Origin of the sequence: Bdellovibrio sp. HCB209 (assembly GCF_047306065.1) — a bacterium.
GTDB lineage: Bacteria > Bdellovibrionota > Bdellovibrionia > Bdellovibrionales > Bdellovibrionaceae > Bdellovibrio.
The window spans coordinates 89,942-113,592 of sequence record NZ_CP178618.1; the positions used below are offsets into that span (position 1 = coordinate 89,942).

Below are 23,651 nucleotides of genomic sequence, written 5' to 3' on the forward strand. Positions count from 1 at the left end.
ATACTCCCTTAGTTTCTTTTCAACTGCCCAGCAGGGTATGAAGGTTTTAGGAAATAGACTAAGTCGAAAGGTCTGCGATAGACCGGACGACGCATGAAGCGCTGGTTTGTTGGCTGATCTGTCGTGACATGAAGTTGTGTAGAAGAAAATCCAAGAACGTTATTTCTAAATGAAACTCTGACGACGCGTTCGACATCCTTATAAGGACTCGAAGTCGTACAAAGAGGGCTGGTTCTTTGGATTTCCGGTGGGCACCAAGTAAAGTCACGTTTGCTATTTGTTTGGGGCATGTATTCACGAACTGTGATCTTAAATGCCAACGATGCAATTCTGTACTTATCATTCGGGGCAGTGATCTGAGTGATAGGTCGATCAGGAAAGATCATATCGAACGGAATTAGTTCCGCCTCTGCAACCTGGAAGTCCACAATAGATCCAAACCACAAGTCATCGCGTGACGGAGAAACACTGACTGTTCCGGATCCTTGGGGTCTTCCCAGATCAATGTACAAAATCCCAAATGTTTTTACCGTCGGTCGCTGAAAGTAAATTCCCGTAGGTAAAAAACGATCTGCAACGCTGGGAACAGCTGTGTAGTTGCTGGGAAGATTATCCCTCAGAAAAACGCCGATAGTATCAATTGAAGCCGTTGCGGTCGAAGGATTGAATCCATTTGAGGCTCTATAGTTTGTCTTAATCAAACCAGTGTTCTGGTATGCTCCAGAAGCGTTCCAGTTGGTAAGGTTCCATTGGCTACCGTCCTCAACGTTAATACCCATAGACGCGATATACTTGAGATAAAACGAAATTTCGTTGAGCTCAGACTCTGACTGAATTTTGTTGGTGAGCGCCTCATTTTGATTCGAAGCCATACTAATCAAAGCACCCACACCATACATAACTACTGAACCGATAATGATGGAAATGAAAAGCTCGATGAGGGAAAAGCCTTGTTGACCCCATATCCCACTGTTAGAATTATGAAAGCAACTTGATTGGCTTTCTGTGGGGGATTTGAAATGTTTCGTCGAGACAGGTCTATTTATCATAAAAGTGTTCTGGGCTTTTCAGCACTTGAAATGATTGTTGCGGCGGGTATCCTTGCCACGATCTTTATTGTAGCAATGCCTTTCTTTAGCCAACAAGGGAAAATTATCAAAGGGATGAGAACCTCGGCCAGCTGTCAAGCCGTTCTTGACACAGCCTTCTCTCGTATCGGTTCCTTGGGAACATCACTTCAAAGTCATCAGCCAAGATACAATCAAACTTTCGGTAGTCCTATTGGTGGTTCGAGCGCTCTGAATTTGCGTGCTTATCAAATACCAGCCGTTGAAGGTATTGATTGGGATCCGGCATACGCAGCTCAAAGACAAAAGATGTACGACTATGCGGCTGGTGCTCTCTATACTAAGAATCCTGGTAAATCGATTAAGATTCCCCAGTCTAATGGTGGTACGAAAGATGTTCCGATCCAATTTGACGGTGTAACTCTTTATACTCCCCTGTTGTTAAAAGGTTCGATGGAGTACCTGGCCACCAAGTATGGAAATGGCTACTGTAAGGACTTTCAAGCGGCGTCTTTATTGTCAGATTTAGACAAGGATGCAATTTCAACTCAGTTTCAAGGTGGATTGAAAGACGTCTCACTTGCGATGAAGGTGAATCGCTACAACCTAATTTCTGGTAACCAGAATAATTCTTGCGACAAGTTTTGGCCGAGACCTCGCAACGGTGGCAGAACCAGCGTTACTTACGAACCTCAATTTGGATATTCAGCACAAACTCGTCAGATTATCGGTATGTTCCCAAGTTGGATTGGAGATTCCGAGGGCTTCAGAGTTACGTTGCGCGCTGACTTTACCAATGAAAAAGGTCAGAAAGAAACTTGCGAAGGAACAAAAGACTTCTCATTGCCTGAAGATAAGCAAAATGTTGTCGATTATTTCTATGACGTAAACTTTGTGAAAACGTCTCCCGCGGTTCCGGGATCCATTGTTGATAACACAAGCTTGGCTAATGGTTTAAGACAAGGCACAACTTGCCAAGGCAACTCGTCGTGCCTGGGACATCCTTTCGAAACGATTCTAACGAATCTTCAACCGTATAATGCTTCGAACCCTAATTGGCCTGAAAATCGCGACAGACCGCTTTGTTCACAGACGGCAGCAAATAAATTGAACTTGGTGATTTCTTTCAGAGTCTACAACATGCACAAAGAAAACGGCGTAGTGCCAATGTGTATGGATACGTCGTATCAGTGGTTCAAACAGACTAGTGGCAATTGGTGTCCGGGCGCTTACAATGGTGGCGCAGAAACTAGTTTTGATAAGTCATGGGATACTCGTTATACGGGATGGGTTCCTTGTGAACATATGCGATTCTGTAATTCAGTTCCAGATCGCGTAACGGTAACGCAAGGAAATGGTACGAACTTCAAACTTGGTGGCTCAGGAACTCTTCAGCCATACACGGAATACAAATATTTTTACGATCAGATTTCTGGTGATAAAAACAATCCACGTATGTGGGGTTGCGAAGTTAAGTTCGGTGTTACGATGCTCGATGCGGCTGGAAACTTAGCATACACGCCAGCACAAGAAGCAATGATGGATAAAGCGGGTATCGATGGTGACCGCCGTCCGCCAATTAAAGAAATTAATGCCCACGTCTATTTCAAACCACCTCCTTGTTATACGTGTAACTGTAAGCCTTGTAAGGGCGGTAAAGGCTTGTTCGGTGGATTGTTCAACTGGGTTCTATTTGCGGTTCTAGTCGTCGTATCTTTTGGTGCAGCAGTGTGGATCTCAATCACTCTTGCAGTTGTATTGAGTACTTCTGTTGGCGTTCTTTGCTATAACGGTGGCTTGGGTTGCGCTAGTGATGGCGGTAAAAACTTTGCGCCTGATTCTTCGGGTGGTAAGTACAGGTCGTGTGATGACAGCAATAATGGATGTAAATGCGGTAAGAAATGTAATGTGATTAAGCCACCAAGTCCTGGCTGGTCAGGGCCATTGGATGAATCAATGGACACATCACAACTTGAAAAGAACTCTTGCGTGCCGGGCAGTACGTTCTATATCGATGGCGTTGCTCATGGTTCAATTGGCAACAGCGGTTTGAAACCTCAGTTAGGGTACAAAGTTTCTAAGGGTCCTGGTAAAGGGTACGAATACATGATGGACCAAAATCAAAAGGTCACGCCAGGTGACGAGATCATGTACTCGGTATTTGACTCGAAAAATGCAAGATTCTGTTATGTGGCTGCTCGTTGTGCTGGTGGTAAATTCCAAGCAATCAAAGAAAGCAGCGAAGTACCAGGAGACAACACACTGTACCCGTTAGCCGGATGCTACCCAGTGAAAGTTGGTAAAAGAATTGCGTTCAATAGTGGCGCCCCTGGAATCTCTCAAGGTGGCGATGCCTGCTTGGAAGTTCAGTTTAATACAGGTCCACAAAATCCATCGAATTTCCAGCTATGGAAGTGGGCGAATTACAACGAGCAATGTGGAGTGACGACTTCCACTGGCGCGCTTTCAACGGATCCAAGGGTCGTTGCGGGAAGCTGCCCGACATCTTCTGGTACGGTATTGCCGGGAGCTCAGTACAGCGACTCTCATTCGGGTTGTTCGAATGCGACTACTGATCCAAACGACATGGTTGGTCTGAACTTCGCATGTAAGAATACGAAGATCTATTGGGACCCATGCTATTCGACGAATTCTAAGAGTGGTAATATGAGTTGTCCAAAATGGTGCTATGCCGATTGTACAGTTCCTGATTACATCCCAGAACATCCGTGGTTAGATGCTCCGAACAACTCGCAGCGCTACTATGAAGATATGGGATCTGGCGATAGTGGTCTGAAATTCTGTACGATGGATAGAACAGCTTTTGATGAAATCAAATAGAGTACACGGTTTTGATATCTTGAGAATCGCCACTGTGATGGCGATTCTCTATTTTCATGTCTGGCAATATACATTCTATCAAGATGTAATCTCAATTCCTCCCGAAGTTTCGAACTATCACAATCTGACGGGATGGGTTGGCGATATGTTTAAGTACGGTGGTTTATTCATCGTGGCTTTAAGCTATTTTCTGATCGGTCTAAAAAAGCACTCGAATCATTCTCTCAGAATATTTGTACTTCTGGCCGGCATCTGGAGTTTGCAGATTATTACTTCTGACGAGCCGATGAACCCGTCATCTTGGGATTGGGATGTCTATTCGTATCTAATCATTACTTATCTTTTGGTTTTAGCTTTGCCCAAGGCTAAATGGATCCGGGCACCGCTAGCTATAATAAGTGCTTTGATTTTATGTATTCCATTTGATCTCTACGAGTCTGTTCTTAAGATCCAACCCTCCGTGCAGTTTTCTGGATGGGGATTGATGCCTTGGACATTCTTAGCGATTCTATTTCATTCAGTCGGTGTTCTGTGGCGCCAATCGTTTCCAGATTTATTTTCGGCGATCAGAAAATGGGAGTGGCCTCTGTGGATCATTCCTATCGTTATTCTTTTCATCGTGACGCCTGATTATGGTCCCTTTCCTGCGGGCCCTGGATTTGAATCCTATGTCTTTAAAATTAAGCCGTTGATGTTCTGGAAGCACTTTCTGGTTTTCACTTTCCTGATGAGACTGAGCTTAGATGGACGAGTTAATACGCTCTTAGCAAAAATCAAAGGCATGGATTTGCTGGGCAAAATCGAGTGGAACAAGCACCTGGGTGTTTCGTACTTTATGCATCTAGCATTCTTGCCGTTGGGGCAACACTGGATGGATGTGTGGGCATCTTACCCAATACTGTTTGATTGGTTCTGGCTGTTTATCTTTGTTTCAGTTCATTTCATTGTGATGGCGATGTTCTATGGTCGAGAGATGATAGACTTGCGAGTGCGCAAAGCATTTACGTTGCGTCGCTAGTTATTTAGGAAGCGCAATAACAGTTAGATAAAAGTGACCTTTAGTAGTCTTAAACGGAATTAACATGCCTGCAGATCCTTGTGGGCATGAAATCACACTCTCAGTACCTACCATCACCTTTGGAACTGTCAGCTGAACGCCGTAGTTCGTGATTTCAGCTTTCGCATTACCGAAAATGATATTGTTGATCTCACCCACGGCATCTTGGTTTTCAGCGTTTAATTCAGTCTGTTCTTCCATCAACATCGTCGACACAACTTCCAGGTAGCTGGCCTTATCGAAAGAGACAGCCAAGAATCCGTGATACGCCTGTGATTTGATTTCAACAACAGAAGAGATCTCTCCCATCAGTTTATCGTGGGGAGATTTCGTTTCCGCCTTGCTCATCGTGATGTTCGTCACACCAAATTGTGCAAAGACGTGAGTCGTTGCTTTGATGATGGCGTTGATCACGCGAACATCAACTGAGTGCTTAAGCGTCGCTGGTGACGCCGTCGCAGCCGCCGCTGCGTTTTGATTAAGGCACTTGATCATGGCTTTCACCAGATCGTCGGGATTGATTGGCTTTTTCAACATGACGCTATTACGGAGAGTATCTGGTAAATCCACGCCGTCTCTTTGCGTGACTACGATAAGGTTAGCGTCTTGCGTGTTCTTATAAGTATGCAGACCATACACAAATCCGCCGTCCATCAGACGAGGAACCTCTGTATCAATTAGCACCATATCGAACTTTTGATTTTCAGTTTTGATTGCGGCTTCAGCGCCGTCTTTAGCGCGCACGAGGACAGGCATGATGTTGGAATCGCGCAGCTGCTCACCCAAAGGTTCTCGGACCAGGTTTTCCAGGCCAGAGTTATTATCGACAATGAGGATGGTTTTTCTTGTCTTCATGTAAACTGCTTATTGTCTTTCTATAGGTGAGGGAATTCATGAAGATACCTGTTTCCCAGAGTATGTATCGGCTCCGGGTAAAAGGACTTTAACAATCTGTAATCAACTCGGCTTCATTCGAGGATTATCTTTTTGAGACGGCGAAAATGTGGTCCTAAATATCTCAAAAATGAACAAAAATGAGTTTGGTCGCATTTAGTAATTGAATTTTAGTTTTCATTCTAGACTTTGGGTGGTTCCACTCCCCTTGGGAATTATGTGTTACCCCTTTCTGTGGAGGTAAGTATACTCGTTTGCATGCAGCAGATTATTCAGCACCAGGCAGTCATCTTTTCTATCTTCAGCGCGATCATATTATTCCTTTATGGGTTAGGTGCATTTAGCAACGAGCTAAGGCAAACCGCCGGAGACAAGCTTGAGTCTTTGATGAGTAAGCTTACGACGAATCGTATAACTTCGTTTGTTGTCGGCCTGATTGCAACCGCAGTGATTCAATCAAGTACTGCTGTTGCAACACTCGCTGTTTCGTTGATCGATAGCGGGATACTGACTTTCCGGGGAGCTATCGCGATCATGCTGGGTTCTTATGTTGGAACGACACTCACGGCATGGATGGTTTCGTTCAAGCTTGCGGGCATTGGTCCCTTCTTTATCGTGATCGGTGCACTTATAGGTTTGCTGCCGTGGAGAGTAAAAATATTTGGTAAGGCACTTTTCTATTTTGGCTTTATCTTTTTTAGTTTGGACTTAATCAGCAGCTCTTTACAGCCATTAAAAGAGTCGCAGTATCTTGCAGATTTTTTGCTTTATACAAACACGCCGCTTAAAGGAATTCTTGTGGGAATTCTGATGACGGCGATTATGCAATCAAGCTCCGTCGTGATCGGTCTTACGGTTATCTTTGTTCAGCAAGGAATTCTAACCCCTGAGGCTTCGATCCCTGTGGTTTTAGGCGCGACGATCGGAACCACGGTTACAGGATTGTTTGCGACTTTGAATATGAATTGGACCGCAAAAAAGGCCGCTTGGTGTAGCACAACCATCAATGTACTCGGCGTTACTCTGCTTTATCCATTCATAACCCCATTCACGCAATTGGTGATGAGCTTAGCTCCCAACGATGCGATGGTCGTCGCAGTTGCCCATTTGACCTACAGTTTGTGTTTGGTATCGGTATTTTTGGTGTTTTTGAACCCGTTCATGCGAGCGGTCGATAGAATCCTGGGTTCAGGGCCGGCAAAAGCGGGCTAAAAATGAAAAAACCTGCTTTAGGCAGGTTTTTTTGTAGTCAAAATGGCGGAGAAGGAGGGATTCGAACCCTCGGTACACTTTTGGTGTACGAGCATTTAGCAAACGCTTGGATTCAGCCACTCTCCCACTTCTCCGCGGGCTCTTTTTCAAGCTGAGAAGCTAAATTGCCATAGCCGTGCCTCCAAATCAAGGATTGGGGCCCTTATAACGGGGTGCTTTTTGCAAATTTCTTTAAGAATGCTTGATTTTTTGATTACTGGGGCTTAAACATACGTCTCTTTCACAGTGCACTCGTAGCTCAGCTGGATAGAGTACTTGACTACGAATCAAGTGGTCAGAGGTTCGAATCCTCTCGAGTGCACCATTTTTTCTCTCTTTTTTCCACATAAAATCAATACCTTACGAATCAAAAAGGCATTACTCTGTTTGCTCAACGGAGGACGTATGGGTTTTAAATTCTGGCTTAAGGTTGCTTTCATGATCGGCTCGTTCGGTCTTGTGATCTATGGAATGAAGCAATTGCGATCTTCTGAATTTGCCCGCGAAGCCTCCAAGGACGACAGTGCTTTGTCCCTGCTTTTGGGAGGGGAAACTCGTCCGTTGAACTGGTGTTTGGCGGAAACTAAAAAGGTCGAAATCTACTCTGAAAAGGGTGAGGTTCAGAAGACTTTGGAGACTCCCGTGGATATCAGTTCTGTCTGTGAGATTCTGGTTGGGCCGATCTCTTCAGATATCGTTGAAAAGGCACAGTTCGCTCGCCGTTTGGTTGCGACTGACGCCAAAGGGACCTCAAAAACGCTAGAACAAGCCCCGAACTCGTCTTTTTTTCGAGTTGATGACATGCCCATGAGCTCTGTGATGCTGGAAAAAGTCCTGCAGCGCCTGACTCAGCCCTGATTTCTGTTTGACAAGGAAGGTCCAAACTAATAGTTTGAGCCTTCACCGATGTTCAGGAGTAGCTCAGTCGGTAGAGCAAGCGGCTGTTAACCGCTGGGTCGGGGGTTCGAGTCCCTCCTCCTGAGCCATTTTATTAGAAACCACCCTTGAGGTGGTTTTTTAGTTTCTGGCGTTGATGAACGCAAAATCACTTTAAAACATTTAGAAGCGATCAGAGTTTAGACATTCACGCATATAGTTCAGCGTGCTCATGGAATCTGAGCGTGAAATTTGAGAACTCCTCTAAGGATCTGTATAACCATCCGATTGCTGGAGGTCTCCCCGTGAATTACGCAAAATTGGCGTTTGTCGCTATCTGTATGTCGTCTTTGGTTTCTTGTCTTAAGTCACCAGAAGTTAAAATCCCCGACATTGAAATGCCTGAGATCAAAGTTTCGGATTTTGAATTGCCGAAATTTGAAGATCCATTAAAAGATATGCGTGTTTGCGATACGAAAGAGTCAGAACAACCTGAAGTTTCTGATGACGTTCTGGCAGATCGTCTTGTTGTGATCGATGAAATCGATACTCAAGACTACGAGTTCACTCACTGCAATGGTGAAGTAACAAAAGGACGTGGTCCGACGAAGATGTTGCTTCAGAAGATCTCGATCGCAACTCCTGAAGAGATCGCAGATCTTGCGACTTCAGTTAAAGTTCATAATCACAGAACATGTCATGACTCAACAGTGAAGGTTTCTGACAAAACGGCTGTTGAAGTAACTTTGAGTGATATCGGTTATAAAGTAGATAAAAGCATCGAAGTGAAAGACGGTGCGAATGTCCTAACTGTGACTTACCTTGATGCTGAGGGAAAAGCAGTGGGAGACAAACAAGTTTACTTAGATGTTCGAGTGCATCGCCCAGAAATTAGTGGCGTGAGACAAATAAAATCCTCTCAGTGTGAAGAGAAAAAACAGTAAATCGAAAGCCACCCACAAGGTGGCTTTTTTATTTTTCTCCACTGTACGTCGAGATGTTTCTGCTGATTTAAATCATAAACACGGCAGCATTTATGTGTGCATTTCAAACAATTAACAAATCCCCCGGAGATGGATGTTTTGATTTAAAAATCATCTCAATTTCCATTACGGAAAATCGTCCTACTTCGGCATCAAAAGCTGAGGAGCTCTGCAAATTTAGTCCCTCGTACTAGTTTAAAAACTTGTTAAAGAATCGTCAAAAGCTCTCGATAATATGAGAAGAAATTCTTGCTGATGCAAAAGGATGTTTTGGATGAGCACTCAAGAGGCCGACTTCTCTCTGCACGAGTTGTTTTTTTCGAAGACGAATAAAAAGGGAGTCATTGAATCAGGAAACTCAGTATTTATTCGTGTCAGTGAATTTGAGCGTGAGGAGCTATTGCACAAACCTCACAACATTATTCGCAATGCCGACACCCCCCGATCCGTGTTCAAACTATTTTGGGAATTCCTAGATGCGGGCAGGCCCATTGCGGCTTACGTAAAGAACCGCAGTAAAACGGGAAGATACTATTGGGTTTTTGCCATGGCATTTCCTTTGGCGGATGGCTATTTGTCGATTCGCTTAAAGCCGTCATCAAAATATTTTTCTGTCGTAAAAGATCTCTATCAAGCACTGATTTCGGAAGAGGCTAACGGTTTGGATCTTTCAAAAGGCATAGAGCTTATTGAAACTAAGATTCGGGAGTTGGGATTTTTAGATTACGCTGACTTTATGACTCGAGCACTGGTCGAAGAAATGTCGAGCCGTGATCAACTGCTAGAGGCATACAAAAAGACTGATGGTAAAGCGCGGATACAAATTCAAAAGCTAGAGGCGTTCATTCAGAACTCCATGTTGAATACCCATGCCGCTCGCTTGAGCTATTCTAAAACAAGCAACCTCTTTACAAAAACAGCGGTCCTTTTAAAGGAATGCCAAGAGATTCTTGAAACATGTCATCGTGTGAAGTTTGTGACTGTGAATTTGATGGTGGCTTCATCAAGATTGCAAGAGGCGGGCAAACCCCTGGGTGCTGTGGCTATGAATCTGCAAGAGCTAACGACTCAGATCGCAAAAAGCTCTGCCAGATTTGAAGAGGTTTTTAAGGACTATGAAAAATCCGTCTTTGAAATGTTTGTCGCGGTTGCAATTTCACGTTTTCAAATTGAGATGATGAACCAGCTGGCTGAGGAAACTGTTTTATCCTGTGAAAGCAGTGCCGATTTTGATGGAGCTAAAGAGCTTGATTTCAACCAAAACTGTTCTCCCCTGCGCCAACTTATCGGAGAAAACTTCCAAGTTGTCGGACGGACTTTTCAGAACTTGGACAACATGACTCGCTCGTTGTTGGAGTCCATACAGACATTGAACAAAGTCACCTCAGGAATGGGTGTGCTTCACGTTGTCGGAAAAATTGAAATGGTTCGCGTTGGGGCCGGTGAAAGCTTGGGCGCTAGATTGGCAGAGATGGATGCTTTGAACCAAGTTTTCAAAAAGACTTTGGGGAATCTGGAACGAGAATGCAAGCTCAACGCAGAAATCTGCGATGAGCTTAAAGATCACGAACAGGAAATCAAATTAAGACTTGTGAATACTTAGAATAAGTACTGAACAGTAAAGCCGGATGAGATGTAGTACTGGATATCGCGATTCGTATTATTGAAAGTGGCAATAAGTCCGTTATCAAAAATACGCAGGCGATAACCAATGGCAATTCGGCTTGGCATAAATGTATAGGTCGTCCCAAACTCTGCGCCGTAGCGGAAAGATGTCTCATCATAATAACCTGGATAGGGATATTTATCGGGAGACTTTAAAAAGTATCTTTTGTTGTTGAGCGCATAAACGCCGAAGAAGCCAAACTGCAACGGCCTCCACATATCGCCTTTCACTGGGGAGTTCCATCGAGAATAGCGATACACAAAATTTGCCTGATAGAAAGTTTCGCTATCAATTGGAAATGCGCCAAGAGAAAGATCTAGGGCATGCTCTGGAGTCCACTCGTAACTACCACCAGCAGCGACGGTGCCCATGAATCCTGCACGCTCAATCAAAGCGCGAACTTCACCCGCATGGGCGGTGTTTGCTAGCAATAGTATTGCTAAAATTAAGGCTTGATAGAAAGACTGCAATCTTCCTCCAATGTATCCATGCGTTTTACACAGAACTGTCCTGAATTTGTGTCCACGGTGACGATCAACCAATGAACGCCGCTATCGGCTTCGCAACGTCCACATTGCATCATGATGGTGCCGTTGTCTGTCGAAAGATCATAAGTGTGATTGTGGCCGTTAAAGATCACCTTCACTTTGCTGTTCGTAATGACGTCGTTCAGAATCGCCTTGTCATCACCAAAGTATCTTTCTGAATCTCTAAGCTGAACGTGACTGAAAATCATCACGTTGCCTGGCGCAGAGGTTACGGCGTCTTTTAACCATTGAGGATCAAAGTCCTCCGGGGTTTCAAGGTTGCACGAATTAAAAAAGATATAGCGATAGCTTCCACGATCAAAATAGAAGTTAGGATTACCGAAAGCTTTACGGAAAAGTTCGGGACCCGCGCCGATGGCGTCGTGATTTCCGATGGCCATAAGCTTTGTTCCATTTAGACGGCCGATCGCTTCGATAAATTGATCGTACTCAAGGTTGTAGGCTTGATTCGTGTAATCACCCAGTCCCGCAATGAAATCAAAAGGACCATTTTGGTTAATTTGGTAAACGACTTTGTCGATCGCTTTATAGTTTTGATGAGGGTCTGAAAAAACGGCAATGCGAATAAGGTCGTCGTCTTCGATACTACCAACGCGATCCACGTTAATCGCATTCAAATTTCTTTCAGGGCGTAACAGAGCATCTGAAAAAGGCGAGTCCACAAATGGTGCGCAGGAGCTTAAGCAGAAAAAGAATCCGGTATAGAGAAGTGCTTTAATCATAGTTTGAACTCCACGCTGATTCGTCCGTAGTAGTCATTTTCGATAGTTTGCATTTTTGAATCGGGATGATACATGCGCTCGGTTTCGTAAAGCTTGCGATCTACAGAACCACCGACAGCAAAAGTGACCGATGTCGCTTCGGTTACTTCGCGCGACAGGTAAACTTCACCTAAAATTTCTTGGTAATAAAGGCGATCTTCTGCGACCTCGCGGGCATCGTATAAATATGAACGAACGGTGAACGCACTATAGAAACCAAGGATCATATTGTCGCCAATATCTTTTGAAGAACGGAAAGTATAACCATAAGGGGTTAGTCTAAAGTCATTTCCCCAGGGATCTTCCGGATCGCCAGAATCCCAGGCAAGGTGAAGGAAAGGAAATCCGAATGCAACAGTCAGGCGTTCGTTGGCAAACCAAGAGACACCCAAGTATGGAAAAGGTCGTCCGTTATAAAAGCCACGGTTTCCTGATTGATCCACTCCGAAAATCCAATTGTGATTATCGATGATTTCAGAGCGGTACAGCACGGACGCATAGAAATAGTCATCGCGTGGCGATCCCCAGGGGTCGTCGCTAGCGGTTGCAAAGGCAGCAAAGGCGCTTAGAGAGCTGCCGCCACTCCAAGATTTTCTAATGCCAAAACCCACAAGTTCATTTCTTAAAGAGTTTCCGATAAAGACACTCTTGTCGCCTAACTGAAAATCGGCGCGGCCCAAATTCAGTGCCTCTGTGTAGATTAGCGCCGAAGCAGCCCAGCTTTCGGTATTTAGCAAAGGAATACGAAAGCTGCCTCCCGTGATTCTTAAAGGCGATTCTTTGTATGTATAGGGTGATGTCCAAAGATCAGAACGCAAATCAAAAACAAGTTCTAAGTTTTGTTCCTGAATGGTTGGAATAGTTCCGAGTGGCCCCGCTAGGCTGACGGAAACATTGGATAGTAAAATTATAAAAATGAGAGAAGATAATTTTTTAAACACTCTCTATTTTTAGGTTCGCTTGAATTTTGAGTCATCTGAAATTTTGCATGAGTGTTTTATATTACATCTTGTACCCCTAAATGGTTTTAGATAGCATTTCTCGTTACATGAGCTATGTGAATACGTTTGTTAAAGTCCTAATTTGCTTAGGAGTGGTGGGACTGTCTGCGTGTGCAGATTCTGGTTCTTCATCGACTCCCGCGCCGGATTCTAATCAGGGAGTTCCTGAAAATCCTGATATCGTCGAGTACGCACGAGGCGCCATCAATGGTCGTGATTGGAAGTATGTGAATGGGCGCGCAGTTCCGTTCCGAAGAAATAACAAAACATATCTTGAGATCCGCTTGTGGAATGAGCTTTACGACAATCCTTGTTTGGAGCCTGTCGGTTCCGTTTATCAAGTTCGCATTTATGCCTTGTTTGAAAAAGGCAGTTGGAAGATTGATCCTAAAGATCCGTTTACATTAATTCCGACAATTATTTTTTCTGATTACTCACGGCCTTCGAACTCTCGTCAGAATTTAATTGCTGATCAGGGAGTGATTGCCTTGAGGGCAATCCAATCAGATGTGCTGACCGGGGTTGTTCAGGGGCGCTTTACAACGGGCAAGCAGGTGGGGGCGACCCATGTATATGGTCGATTTAGTGTTCCACTGTGTACGCCCTTATTTGGCTCAGATTGACACAAATAGGCCTCTCCAGAGCCTCAAATCGAATATATAGCTTATCGTAGCATTTTTAAGCGGGCATAGACATTGAATTCCAGGAACCAGAATCACGTTTGTTGTTGGAGGATCGATGAGTCTGTTTAAACACCTACCTTTGGTGGCCGTTTTGGTTGTGTCTGCGTCAGCAGTGTCTGTGCAGGCAGCTGCACCGTCTGCGGTCCGCATTCAAGCTCATTCTCTCCGTCCTGTGCAAACCACATTGGTACAACTTCAACAACCTCCAACACCTAAAATTAAAAGCTATCGCGAATGGAAATTCGAGATGGTGAGCACGGCCCAGGTTAAAGTTACGACTCTTAAAACTCAGATCGATACTAAGAAAGTTAATCGCCGTGCAGCTTCAGGCACGGACCCTAATTTGGCCCGCGCTAAAAATGTTGTAGAAGCTGTGGCCTCTCAAGACATCTCGATCGATAAAATGGAAAAGCAATTGCGTGAAGAGCAGTATGAGCTCGATGTTGCAAAAGACTTGTCGGTGACTGATTATTTCGCGGGTTATTTGACCAAGGTTCCAGATAAAAAAGCGGCCTTCAAAGAAGTTGCAGGCAAGCTGTCTCCTGAAGAAGTGGCTGAGTTGATGAATGCTTATGCCAACTCTGTATTTGGCGCACATGCGTCAGACCTTCCGGCAAGTGCTACAAATACGACGAAAGAATCAGCCCGCTAAACGGGCTTTTTTTTTGTCCAAAATCCCCGACAGACTAACCTAGCTTTGCGCGTTAAAGATGCAGGCAGGTTGGCTTTCCTCAAAACCACCCAAAAATTGGCGGCCGCGCCTTGACGTTTCCGCTGGTGAGTTCATATTACCTCCATCGATATTTAACTTAAGTAAGTTCAATTAAACCGGAGGCATTATAATGGCTAAGAACGAAATCGGCGTTCGCCCACTTCACGACAGAATTCTTGTTCGCAGAATGGCGGAAGAAGAAAAAACCGCTGGCGGTCTTTTCATCCCTGATACAGCAAAAGAAAAACCACAAAAAGGTGAAATCATCGCGACTGGTAAAGGTCGTGTAACTGAAGACGGCAAAATCTTGCCTCTTGAAGTTAAAGTTGGCGACAAAGTTCTTTTCAGCAAATATGCGGGAACTGAGTTGAAACTTGAAGGCGCAGAATACTTGATGATGCGCGAAGAAGACATCCTTGGTGTTTTCAACTAATCGAAGAAATTAAATACGGAGAAAAATCATGTCTAAAGTATTAGTATTCTCAGAAGACGCTCGCGCACACATCCTTAAAGGTGTGAACACTCTTGCGAACGCAGTAAAAGTAACTTTGGGACCTAAAGGTCGTAACGTAGTTATCGACAAATCTTTCGGTTCTCCAATGATCACAAAAGACGGTGTAACTGTTGCTAAAGAAATCGAATTGGAAAACAAATTCGAAAACATGGGCGCGCAAATGGTTAAGGAAGTTGCTTCCAAAACTAATGACGAAGCCGGTGACGGTACAACAACTGCAACTGTTTTGGCTCAAGCGATCTACCGCGAAGGCGCAAAACTAGTTTCTGCAGGTCACAATCCAATGTCTATCAAACGTGGTATCGACAAAGCGGTTGCAATCATTATCGACGAACTTAAAGCAATGGCGAAACCAGTTAAAGGTTCAAACGAAGTTGCTCAAGTTGGTTCTATCTCTGCAAACAATGACAAAGAAATTGGTCAAATGTTGTCAGACGCTATGGACAAAGTTGGTAAAGAAGGCGTTATCACTATCGAAGAATCTAAAACTGCTAAAACTGAAGTTACAGTAGTTGAAGGTATGCAATTCGACCGTGGTTACTTGTCTCCATACTTCGTAACTAACGCAGAAAGAATGGAAGCAGTTCTTGAGAACGCTTACGTTCTTGTATACGACAAAAAAATCTCTTCTATGAAAGATATGATCGGTATCCTTGAAGGCGTTGCTAAGCAAGGTCGTCAATTGTTGATCATCGCTGAAGACGTTGACGGTGAAGCATTGGCAACTTTGGTTGTTAATAAACTTCGCGGCACTCTTCACATCTGTGCTGTTAAAGCTCCTGGCTTCGGTGACCGTCGTAAAGCTATGCTTGAAGACATCGCGATCCTAACTGGCGCGAAAGTTATCTCTGAAGACATCGGTCGTAAACTTGAGCAAGCGACTATCGCTGATCTTGGTGTTGCGAAACGTATCGTTGTTGATAAAGACAACACTACTATCATTGATGGTTCTGGTAAAAAAGCAGACATCACTGGTCGCGTAAACGCTATCAAAGGTCAAATCGAAGAAACTTCTTCTGACTACGATAAAGAAAAATTGAAAGAGCGTTTGGCTAAATTGGCTGGCGGCGTAGCTGTTATCCACGTTGGTGCTCCTTCTGAAGTTGAGATGAAAGAGAAAAAACACCGCGTAGAAGACGCTTTGAACGCGACTCGCGCTGCTGTTGAAGAAGGTATCGTTGCTGGTGGTGGTACTGCTTTGCTTCGCGCTTCTCAAAAAGTTGATAAATCTAAATTCTCTGAAGAAGAAGCATTTGGTGCGACTATCATCAAACGCGCTTGCGAAGAGCCAATTCGTCAAATCTCTGCGAATGCAGGTCTTGATGGCGCGATCGTTTTGGATCGTATCCTTCAAAACAAATCCGCTTCTTGGGGTTTCAACGCATACTCTGACGAATACACTGACCTAATCAAAGACGGTGTTATCGATCCAGTTAAAGTTGTTCGTTGCGCTCTAACTAACGCAGCTTCAGTTTCTTCCTTGATGCTTACTACTGAGACTATGATCGCAGAAGCACCTAAGAAAGACTCTCCAATGCCAGCTGGTGGCGGCCACGACATGGGCGGCATGGGTGGTATGGGCGGCATGATGTAAGCCTCTGGCTTACTCTAGCTACTCAAACTAAAAGGCCTGGGATAAAACCCAGGCTTTTTTTATTTCTAGAACAGATATTGAATCCCACCCATCAGGGTTGTCATCTTGTGGCTGACTGAAGATCTATCAGCAGCATCTCCATAGTCAGAGCTAAAGTTTTCAAATAATAGCTCTCCGTGAATCGCAAACTTCTGTCTTAAACGATAATTGCCGTAAAATGCGAAGCTGTTAATTTTACTGTCTGTTCCAGATCCTGATTTCGGGCTTTCGCTCATGCTTGGGTTTAGGAACAAATCAAGTCGGCCGCCCAGATCCATTGGGATCTCTTCACCTAGTGGGAAAGACCCGCCGATACTGAACATCAAGCCACCGTACTTGTTCGATGTAAACGCCACCGGGGAGCTATCATCGATTTTAAAATTCGTATCTTGATAGCCAGCGCTTAGTTGAATCTTTGGACCAAAGAAATCATTCGATAGCAGGAAGTTATATCCACCAGCTACAGAGTACTGAGACATAGAAGTGTTCAATGACCCAGGAGAAGATCCCGTAAGTTCGTTATCAATCGAGAAAACAGATTGGCGAAGGCTTACGTTAATGAACCATTCAGGATTCAGCCAAAGCTCACCGCGCACTAAAATGTTCGGAGCAAGGCTTGCGTTGCCAGAGATCGACTGAGTATCAAGTTTTGCATTCTGTGAGTACGCCGAGAAGCCCGCAAGAATTTCAACCTTACCGTACTGTGGAGGCGGCTCTGGTGCCCATTCTTTCGGATCATCACCGAAGGCCACGTCTTTATCTGGGCGAGTGGTGATATCAGCTAAGATCTTTCCTGAAGGCGTAGTAACCGGAGTTGCGTACTTAACAAATTCATCGGGCATAACCTTAGAGCCAACAGCAATGACGCCGGGTTCTTTCTCTAGCTCGATGTAACCAAAGCTAAGGTAAGGTTCGACCTTGAAAAGTTTCACGCGCCCTAAAACTTCTTTCTCGGTGCTTACCAAGAATTTCAATTTCGGATGGCGATTTACTTTGATAATTTGCACGATGGAAACTTTGCTATCGGGTTTTAGTCCGTAGTTGCTTCCCAGATTCAAAGTCACCTGCTGGCCGCGACGACTTAAGATCGCCGCGCGGAAAGGCATGCGATTTTTAATATTTTCAAAAAGTTTCGCGGATTGAGTTTTGATATCTGATGTATCAAAGCCCTTATAGTCAGTGAGCGACTCCTGTAAAAGAGGAAATCCTTCGCGACCCACAAACAAAGTCATCGTAATGGAAATCCCACGGGGACCACGAATGATCTTTGAAGTTAAAGCGGCATCTGCTTTCGCGGCTTGCAAAACTTTTTGCACATCAGCGGGATTCTCATCCATGGACTCAGATTTTACGTCGATATTTTTGGGATAGTTGATCAATGACCATTGTTTGTCGTCGTTGAGTTGTTGACGAAGTTGCTCTTCAACCGGTTTCGAGTAAATGCCACCCAAGTTGTCTGTGGTTGGAACCAGAACTATGGACTTGATCGCAAGATCTTGGTCGACAGAACTGACATACGCGTTCTGGGCAAAGGTCTGAAATGAAAATGCAAAGACAACGACACTGATGAGCAATTTTATTTTCATACTTTTAATTCTGCCTTGTGAATGAAAAGTCGTCAATTTTGGGTCAAGTAATTCGGACCGTTGCCGAAGATATTTTTATGAAATTTCAGTCTATTTTTTCTCTATTCATTGTAGTGATTTCTTTAAACTCGGTCGCTCATGCGCAGTCTAGTCTGGAAGGCTTTTCCACTGGACGTTATGAAGTTCGTAAAACAGCGCCGAAACTTACCAAAAGAAATCCAGCTCAGTCCGAACCTGCGAAGCCAGTGGCAGTTGCTGCTGAAGAAACAGCTTTAGAAGCTGAAGCTAAAACAGCGGTTACCGCAAAAGCAGACGAAAAATCTGCGCAGGTTGTAACAACGACTTCGACAACTACAGCTGTGGTCCAGTCAGCGGCTACACCAGCTGCGACGGTAGCCCCGGCTGCAAGTCCAGTTGCCGTTAAGGAAGAAAAACCTGTTGAGCCAACAATCGGTGCTCAGGCAGAGGCTCTATTCACAAACAAAGCGGACAAGATTTATGACTACTATGCCGAGACTATTCATCCTGACGATGTTCGTAATAATCGTCTGGAAGTAGAAATCTCTCCGGTAGCTGTGTACAACGAATCTACTTCGAACTACTCGTTCAGAGAATATCAAAGTTTCTATGATGCCGTTCGTTTCAAAGCCAATGTATGGCTGACACCTTTGATTGGTGTGAGTGGTAAATTTATGTTCTCAATGGCGGCAGACATTGATTCGATGGAAGCCGACAAATCTCGAGTGACAGCTCGTTATGAATTCTTGGATTTGGGACTGAATTTCCGTAAGTATTTCGGTGAATCTCGCAAAGCGAACTCATTGGAATTTTCAGTGATCTATAGCGACGAAAAAATGTCGACGCCAACAGATGCTGTGAACCGTGTGCGTATTAATACCCATGGATTTGGTTTGGGCCTGAAAGCTCGCTTACCATCATCTGTGGATTATGCTTGGGTTATTGGCGGAAGCTTTTTCCCAAGACTGCAACACAGCGAAACGGCGAATGACAGTGGTGTGAATTCGGGTGCTGTTGAGGACAACTCTCGCCTTGGTCTTGAATTTGGTGGCGAGTGGAGATTGTCCCGTTCTAGTCAGTTGTTATGGGGCCTTGAAGCTTCAGCTGAAAAGAATATGTTTGACGGCCCGGCAGCTTTGCCAGACCCAAGTACAGGTTCTACGCCTAAGAACGTGAGTGTTACGAACTCGCTGTATATGTTCTCCCTAGGCTATCGTTGGGGTCACTAAAATCCTCTTATCCAAATAGGTCATGGCTTCTATACTGAAGCCATGAAGATACGTTTTGCAGTTATTGACGATGCCGCGTTCCTGCGTGAGCTCATTAAAAATATTATGAGTGATGCCGGTCACACTTGTGTGGGCGAAGCAGAAAATGGAAATGATGGCATTCGCCTTGTGGGCACAGTTCTGCCCGATCTTGTTTTCCTTGATATGGTGATGCCGAATCGAAATGGTTTAGAAACCGCTCGAGCAATTAAAGAAAATCATCCCGAAGTTAAAATCATTGGATGCTCTACGATCGACGACAAAGCGATGATCGATAAAGCAACTCAGGCTGGATTCGACGGATACGTCACTAAGCCATTTACTAAAGAACAACTTTTTACAGCTATATCCAAAGTGTTACCGCAACTAGGAGAATCGACTCATGGAAGAACTTAAATTTGTATTGAAGACTTTGGCGTTCACAATGCTTTTGATTGTGCTTGCTCAGGTAAAAGTAGGTGGGGCGTCTATTGAGTCTTATACATTCCGCTGGTTGCAAAGATCAACGGTGTCTCAATATATCCAGAGTGCGGCTGCAGGTGGCGCGATGGCGCTTAAGAATCTTTCAGGGCACGTTAAAGACGGTGTAGTCAGCACAGTTGATGGATTCCAAGAAGGTTCACACGAAAAGGCTGTACGTTAATAATTAGCGTACTGCTTTAACGCCAGAAGCTTGAGCTGTTTTAACTACAGCTGCTGCTGTATTTGTAGATGAAGCAACTGTGTTTTTGAAAAGAGAACCAGAAGAGCGAGAACCGCAGTTAGCGAAAGAAGTTGAAGACATTGCGAAAACTACGATTGCGATAAAAGCTGCGAATTTCATAAGATCTCCTTTGTTGCGTTGGATACTTACATCTAATGCATCCGACATGCCAAAGAAGCTGTTTCAGACTGAGAATTCAGTCTCGACGAATCAAGCACTTAGCTAAATCAAATCTCAAAATGAGACACGCGTGCCAAACGGCGCCTTTTTGCGCGCACCTGTGACAAGGCACTTAACATCCCGATCCCATTAAGAGCGAGTGACCTGGGGGGAAGGCCACTCACTCAAAGAGGGGTTGGAGTTAACATAATATTAGTTTGCACCAGCGCGAACAGCTGAACCTGATACAGCAGGTTTCGTTTTAACTGCCGCAACTTGTTTAACTGCCGTTGAATCGAACATTTTCGCTGATGACTGTTGAGAGCATTTTGGGGATGCAACAGATACAGATGCCGTAGCTGCGATAGCTACCGCGCAAAGAATTTTAACTAGTTTCATAATTACCTCTCCTTTGAATTACATAAGTATTCAAGTTCTAGGTAATGCACCTGATGTGCCAAGCTGGCGGCCTTATGCCGATCCGTTAACCGTGTGATATCAGGGGGTTACGAGTACGGGCTGCAAAATAAAAAAGGCTCCCTGGGCAGAGAGCCTTTTTAGGCGCTTTCGTTGTTGATAAAGTCGACACTCAGATTACTGAGCGCCTTCTCTGCCAGCAGAACCGCTGCTCTTATCAGAAGAGCCCGTTGATCTGCTAGATGGAGCTACTGTGTTTGCTTGCATCTTTACATGCACACGGTGCTTATTGCACTCAGTACAACCCTCTTTACCGACATTAGCTTCTGTCGTTGAGCCATTGCCTTTATGCATGCTTTCGTTAGCTTCGTCGCTAGCACTTGTTTGTGCGTTTGCCGTTCCAACCAGCGCTATTACTGCCAATAACAAGATTTTCTTCATAACGATCTCTCCTTAGAGATACAGCTCTGCAGTTGCAGGCGCGATAATGTCGAGCAAGTTATTGAATGTAGAGGCCACTTGCATAGCCACTGATGGACCTTCTTTACTATCTACTTTATTGATTTCGCCATTCGGTTTGTAAGTAACCTGAATAGTTCCCAATCCTGGGCGAGTCACGATAGATGGTTTCCCATAGCGTTCTTCGTAATCAATCTTCACAACTTTCTTAGCTTGATCCGTGATCGTAGAGATACGACCGCGAGTATCATAAGTCATTGTAATTCTTTGTCCGTCTGAGTTCTGAGCAAAGTTAAGATTGCCTTTGCCATCGTATTTGAACTGAGTCGTCTTAGTCGTTACTTTCTGACCTTTTTGATTGAAGAAAGTCGTCGATACCTGGCTTACTTTTTTGATCGTTGGATCATACTCAAAAGCCATGCGTGTCGCTGGAGTTGCTTTAACTTTTACCAATCCGTCGTTGTAGTACTCATAAGAGATACGCTCAGAGTTTCTACGGATGCTTGTCGGTTTACCAAATACTTCGTGGTAGCTGATGTCTGTAACGTTGTTATTTACAGTCGTCATTACACGTTGAAGGAAGTATTGACCGTCAGAGCGCTGCTTGTGCCAGAACTCGTATTTGTTGTCGGCAACAGTTTCTTTGCCGCAAACTTTTTTAACAGTCGACCAGTAGTGGTTTTGCGGATCGTTCTGAGAGAATTCGTATTTGTAGGCCTCGACGCATTTGTCGCGGTCTGTGAACGAAGTAACCCAGTCATTCTTTTTATCGTATTTAACTGCGATAAATGTTTTATCCGGCCAGCCTGCACGAGTCAGATTGTGAAGATCGTCGTACTCGTAAGTATAAGTTTTCTTCCAAGCATTTGTAACAGAAGACAAATCATCAAGGTTCGCAAATTTATAATCTGCATTTAGACCGTTCGGGCCTGTGATAGATTTGATTTTTTTATTTTGATAGTATTTGAAAGTTAAGCGACGACCATTGTTGTCCTCGATTTTTGAAACCAAGTCTTTGTCGTAATCAAACTTCAAAACGTTACCGTTTTTATCGTAAATATGGCTCAACTTACCTTGCAAATTGAAACGTTGATTACTGCCATCTGGAAGAGTGCGAGTGTAATACGTTTTATTGAAAGTGAAGTTTTCAACTTCGCGACCGTTGGCAAAGAATTTAGTGCCTTCTTTAACCGGTACAGCGACGCCATACTTTTTAGCAAGCTCAGAGCGAGTGCTGTCGTCATCAAGCAACTGAGTTTTCAAGCTGTTAAGGTAAGAGTCAGTAACTCCGACTTTCTTTTCAGCTTTCATCTTGTTGATGATTTGCCCAATAGTGTTGTCGATGTCTTTACGAGTTACTTCACGCGGAGAGAAAGTAACTTCCATACCGCCACCGCACTCTTTAACCTTGATGTTGCCTTCAGCATTTACTTCCATGCTGGTCTCGAAATCTGAGCACCAACCGAAGCCAAACATCCCATTGAAAAGTGAACGGCTATTATAAGTTCTGGTAATTTTAAGGTCGTAACCAGTGCCTGGTACGTCCATGTCTATCCACGTATTGGAATAGTTGGCATTCTTCATATCGACAAGAGCATGCGCCTGTGCCGAGAAAAGAACGGCCACTGCAATAAGTGCCTTCTTCATTATGTTTACCTCTTCCCTGAAACTGACGGACTACACTTTGATAGTAACAAGCTTTTTGATGACGACACCACCGATAATTTGCAGGGCCAGCATGGCGAACAGCAACACTAGACCTAAGGTGGTTGTAAACATGGGTTTGATAAATGTGGGATCAATGACCAAAAAAACCAACATCAAAAAGAACGGAACAAGAGTGACGATGATCCCTTGCATGAGACCTTGCGCTGTCATCGCTTGAATTTTCTTTTCAATTTTTTGTCTCTCACGGATGACCAGTACTATGGTCTGGAATGTCTCCGCTAAGTTACCGCCAGTTTCTTTTAAGATGTTGATGGAGGTCACAAACATCTGGACGTCTGGACGGGGAATACGATTTCCGAGGTCATTCAGAGCGCTTTCAAAGCTATCACCAACTTGCATTTGGTAAAGCACTTGTGAAAATTCCTGACTGATTGGATTTCCCATAATTTCCACAACACGCTTCATGGATTCTTGGGGATTCGATCCGGCTTTAATACCGTTGGCCATGATCGTAATACCGTCAACCATCTGATCTACGAAAAGAGTACAACGTCTTTCGTACAATGAGCGCATGATAAGAAGTGGCAACTGCCAACCAGCGATAGTGATAGACGCACCAAAGAACGCACCCATAGCAACACTTGGCCAGAAGATCAGAAATACGATCGCTCCCAAACCAAAGCTCATCAATAGAATCAGAGCCGTTACTTTCTTTTGATCTGTTTCCATGCCCATCAAGCGCATGAGGCGCATGACTTCTTCACGCTGCCCAAGGCTGCGCTTGTGAAGCCAAGCGATGGATTTATCAGCCCATAGAATGACAACTGTGAAGACACAGATGCCAAATATAGGAATCATAATCCATTCGTTAAACAGAAAACTCATA

General features: G+C 44.3%; 24 protein-coding genes and 3 tRNA genes. 15 read left to right on the top strand and 12 right to left on the bottom strand.

Going from position 1 to position 23,651, the window contains the following annotated elements; all coding sequences use genetic code 11:
- Positions 1–8 precede the first annotated feature (8 nt).
- Positions 9–1,049, bottom strand: coding sequence for a type II secretion system protein J (locus ACLVWP_RS00435; protein WP_413559285.1), 1,041 nt, complete (start codon positions 1,047–1,049; stop codon positions 9–11).
- On the opposite strand from ACLVWP_RS00435, the gene ACLVWP_RS00440 reads away from it, so the two are divergent.
- The gene (locus tag ACLVWP_RS00440; protein ID WP_413559286.1) at positions 1,020–3,908 is read left to right on the top strand and encodes a hypothetical protein; all 2,889 of its coding nucleotides are present in this window, start codon (positions 1,020–1,022) and stop codon (positions 3,906–3,908) included. The two genes, ACLVWP_RS00435 and ACLVWP_RS00440, sit on opposite strands and share 30 nt — an antisense overlap.
- Positions 3,895–4,926 carry a hypothetical protein gene (locus ACLVWP_RS00445; RefSeq protein WP_413559287.1) on the top strand — a complete coding sequence of 344 codons (1,032 nt, stop codon included), beginning with the start codon at positions 3,895–3,897 and terminating at the stop codon, positions 4,924–4,926. The genes ACLVWP_RS00440 and ACLVWP_RS00445 overlap by 14 nt, the downstream gene beginning before the upstream one ends.
- Here ACLVWP_RS00445 and ACLVWP_RS00450 read toward each other — a convergent pair whose 3' ends face one another.
- Positions 4,927–5,820, bottom strand: a complete 894-nt coding sequence (locus ACLVWP_RS00450; RefSeq protein WP_413559288.1) for a chemotaxis protein CheX — start codon at positions 5,818–5,820, stop codon at positions 4,927–4,929. It abuts the gene before it with no gap.
- A gap of 297 nt (positions 5,821–6,117) precedes the next feature.
- On the opposite strand from ACLVWP_RS00450, the gene ACLVWP_RS00455 reads away from it, so the two are divergent.
- A complete protein-coding gene (locus tag ACLVWP_RS00455) occupies positions 6,118–7,071 on the top strand; it encodes a Na/Pi cotransporter family protein (protein WP_413559289.1) in 954 nt (317 codons plus the stop codon).
- Positions 7,072–7,114: 43 nt separating this feature from the next.
- Here the strand turns inward: ACLVWP_RS00455 and ACLVWP_RS00460 are convergent.
- Positions 7,115–7,205: transfer RNA gene (locus tag ACLVWP_RS00460), tRNA-Ser, on the bottom strand.
- Positions 7,206–7,358: 153 nt separating this feature from the next.
- Between ACLVWP_RS00460 and ACLVWP_RS00465 the strand changes: the two genes are divergently transcribed.
- From ACLVWP_RS00465 to ACLVWP_RS00485, 5 genes are all read left to right on the top strand, one after another.
- A tRNA-Arg gene (locus ACLVWP_RS00465) sits at positions 7,359–7,435 on the top strand.
- A gap of 80 nt (positions 7,436–7,515) precedes the next feature.
- Positions 7,516–7,968 carry a hypothetical protein gene (locus ACLVWP_RS00470; RefSeq protein WP_413559290.1) on the top strand — a complete coding sequence of 151 codons (453 nt, stop codon included), beginning with the start codon at positions 7,516–7,518 and terminating at the stop codon, positions 7,966–7,968.
- 52 nt (positions 7,969–8,020) lie between these two features.
- Positions 8,021–8,096: transfer RNA gene (locus tag ACLVWP_RS00475), tRNA-Asn, on the top strand.
- A gap of 195 nt (positions 8,097–8,291) precedes the next feature.
- On the top strand, positions 8,292–8,930 hold the full coding sequence (locus ACLVWP_RS00480) for a hypothetical protein (protein WP_413559291.1): 639 nt from the start codon (positions 8,292–8,294) through the stop codon (positions 8,928–8,930).
- Between the two features lie 313 nt (positions 8,931–9,243).
- A complete protein-coding gene (locus ACLVWP_RS00485) occupies positions 9,244–10,572 on the top strand; it encodes a PAS domain-containing protein (RefSeq protein ID WP_413559292.1) in 1,329 nt (442 codons plus the stop codon).
- Here ACLVWP_RS00485 and ACLVWP_RS00490 read toward each other — a convergent pair.
- The 3 genes from ACLVWP_RS00490 to ACLVWP_RS00500 are packed head-to-tail and all read right to left on the bottom strand — an operon-like array spanning position 10,569 to position 12,885.
- On the bottom strand, positions 10,569–11,105 hold the full coding sequence (locus tag ACLVWP_RS00490; RefSeq protein WP_413559293.1) for a hypothetical protein: 537 nt from the start codon (positions 11,103–11,105) through the stop codon (positions 10,569–10,571). The genes ACLVWP_RS00485 and ACLVWP_RS00490 overlap by 4 nt on opposite strands.
- On the bottom strand, positions 11,081–11,905 hold the full coding sequence (locus tag ACLVWP_RS00495) for a metallophosphoesterase family protein (protein WP_413559294.1): 825 nt from the start codon (positions 11,903–11,905) through the stop codon (positions 11,081–11,083). The genes ACLVWP_RS00490 and ACLVWP_RS00495 overlap by 25 nt, the downstream gene beginning before the upstream one ends.
- On the bottom strand, positions 11,902–12,885 hold the full coding sequence (locus ACLVWP_RS00500; RefSeq protein ID WP_413559295.1) for a hypothetical protein: 984 nt from the start codon (positions 12,883–12,885) through the stop codon (positions 11,902–11,904). Before ACLVWP_RS00500 ends, ACLVWP_RS00495 begins: the two co-directional genes overlap by 4 nt.
- A gap of 80 nt (positions 12,886–12,965) precedes the next feature.
- On the opposite strand from ACLVWP_RS00500, the gene ACLVWP_RS00505 reads away from it, so the two are divergent.
- From ACLVWP_RS00505 to groL, 4 genes are all read left to right on the top strand, one after another.
- Positions 12,966–13,568, top strand: a complete 603-nt coding sequence (locus tag ACLVWP_RS00505) for a hypothetical protein (protein ID WP_413559296.1) — start codon at positions 12,966–12,968, stop codon at positions 13,566–13,568.
- Between the two features lie 115 nt (positions 13,569–13,683).
- The gene (locus ACLVWP_RS00510) at positions 13,684–14,280 is read left to right on the top strand and encodes a hypothetical protein (protein ID WP_413559297.1); all 597 of its coding nucleotides are present in this window, start codon (positions 13,684–13,686) and stop codon (positions 14,278–14,280) included.
- Positions 14,281–14,485: 205 nt separating this feature from the next.
- Complete coding sequence (groES, locus tag ACLVWP_RS00515; protein ID WP_168196705.1) at positions 14,486–14,773, top strand: co-chaperone GroES; 288 nt, start codon at positions 14,486–14,488, stop codon at positions 14,771–14,773.
- Between the two features lie 28 nt (positions 14,774–14,801).
- The gene (groL, locus tag ACLVWP_RS00520) at positions 14,802–16,448 is read left to right on the top strand and encodes a chaperonin GroEL (protein ID WP_413559298.1); all 1,647 of its coding nucleotides are present in this window, start codon (positions 14,802–14,804) and stop codon (positions 16,446–16,448) included.
- A 65-nt stretch (positions 16,449–16,513) separates the two neighbouring features.
- Here the strand turns inward: groL and ACLVWP_RS00525 are convergent, their stop codons facing one another.
- Positions 16,514–18,073: a hypothetical protein gene (locus ACLVWP_RS00525; protein ID WP_413559299.1), complete on the bottom strand. Its 1,560-nt coding sequence runs from the start codon at positions 18,071–18,073 to the stop codon at positions 16,514–16,516.
- Positions 18,074–18,150: 77 nt separating this feature from the next.
- Here ACLVWP_RS00525 and ACLVWP_RS00530 point away from each other — a divergent pair, with 77 nt between their 5' ends.
- Genes ACLVWP_RS00530 through ACLVWP_RS00540 form a run of 3 tightly spaced genes read left to right on the top strand, consistent with a single transcriptional unit; the run spans position 18,151 to position 20,002 of the window.
- The gene (locus ACLVWP_RS00530) at positions 18,151–19,320 is read left to right on the top strand and encodes a hypothetical protein (RefSeq protein ID WP_413559300.1); all 1,170 of its coding nucleotides are present in this window, start codon (positions 18,151–18,153) and stop codon (positions 19,318–19,320) included.
- Positions 19,321–19,362: 42 nt separating this feature from the next.
- Entirely contained in the window at positions 19,363–19,755 is a 393-nt protein-coding gene (locus ACLVWP_RS00535) for a response regulator (RefSeq protein WP_413559301.1), read from the top strand.
- Positions 19,742–20,002: a hypothetical protein gene (locus tag ACLVWP_RS00540; RefSeq protein ID WP_413559302.1), complete on the top strand. Its 261-nt coding sequence runs from the start codon at positions 19,742–19,744 to the stop codon at positions 20,000–20,002. The genes ACLVWP_RS00535 and ACLVWP_RS00540 overlap by 14 nt, the downstream gene beginning before the upstream one ends.
- A 3-nt stretch (positions 20,003–20,005) precedes the next feature.
- On the opposite strand, the gene ACLVWP_RS00545 is transcribed toward ACLVWP_RS00540, so the two are convergent.
- The 5 genes from ACLVWP_RS00545 to ACLVWP_RS00565 all read right to left on the bottom strand — a co-directional run bounded on the left by ACLVWP_RS00545 (position 20,006) and on the right by ACLVWP_RS00565 (position 23,650).
- A complete protein-coding gene (locus ACLVWP_RS00545; RefSeq protein WP_413559303.1) occupies positions 20,006–20,182 on the bottom strand; it encodes a hypothetical protein in 177 nt (58 codons plus the stop codon).
- 252 nt (positions 20,183–20,434) lie between these two features.
- Complete coding sequence (locus ACLVWP_RS00550) at positions 20,435–20,620, bottom strand: hypothetical protein (RefSeq protein WP_413559304.1); 186 nt, start codon at positions 20,618–20,620, stop codon at positions 20,435–20,437.
- A gap of 195 nt (positions 20,621–20,815) precedes the next feature.
- Positions 20,816–21,079, bottom strand: a complete 264-nt coding sequence (locus ACLVWP_RS00555; RefSeq protein ID WP_413559305.1) for a hypothetical protein — start codon at positions 21,077–21,079, stop codon at positions 20,816–20,818.
- A gap of 12 nt (positions 21,080–21,091) precedes the next feature.
- Positions 21,092–22,744: a DUF6531 domain-containing protein gene (locus tag ACLVWP_RS00560; RefSeq protein WP_413559306.1), complete on the bottom strand. Its 1,653-nt coding sequence runs from the start codon at positions 22,742–22,744 to the stop codon at positions 21,092–21,094.
- Between the two features lie 30 nt (positions 22,745–22,774).
- The gene (locus ACLVWP_RS00565) at positions 22,775–23,650 is read right to left on the bottom strand and encodes a type II secretion system F family protein (protein ID WP_413559307.1); all 876 of its coding nucleotides are present in this window, start codon (positions 23,648–23,650) and stop codon (positions 22,775–22,777) included.
- Position 23,651: the final 1 nt, after the last annotated feature.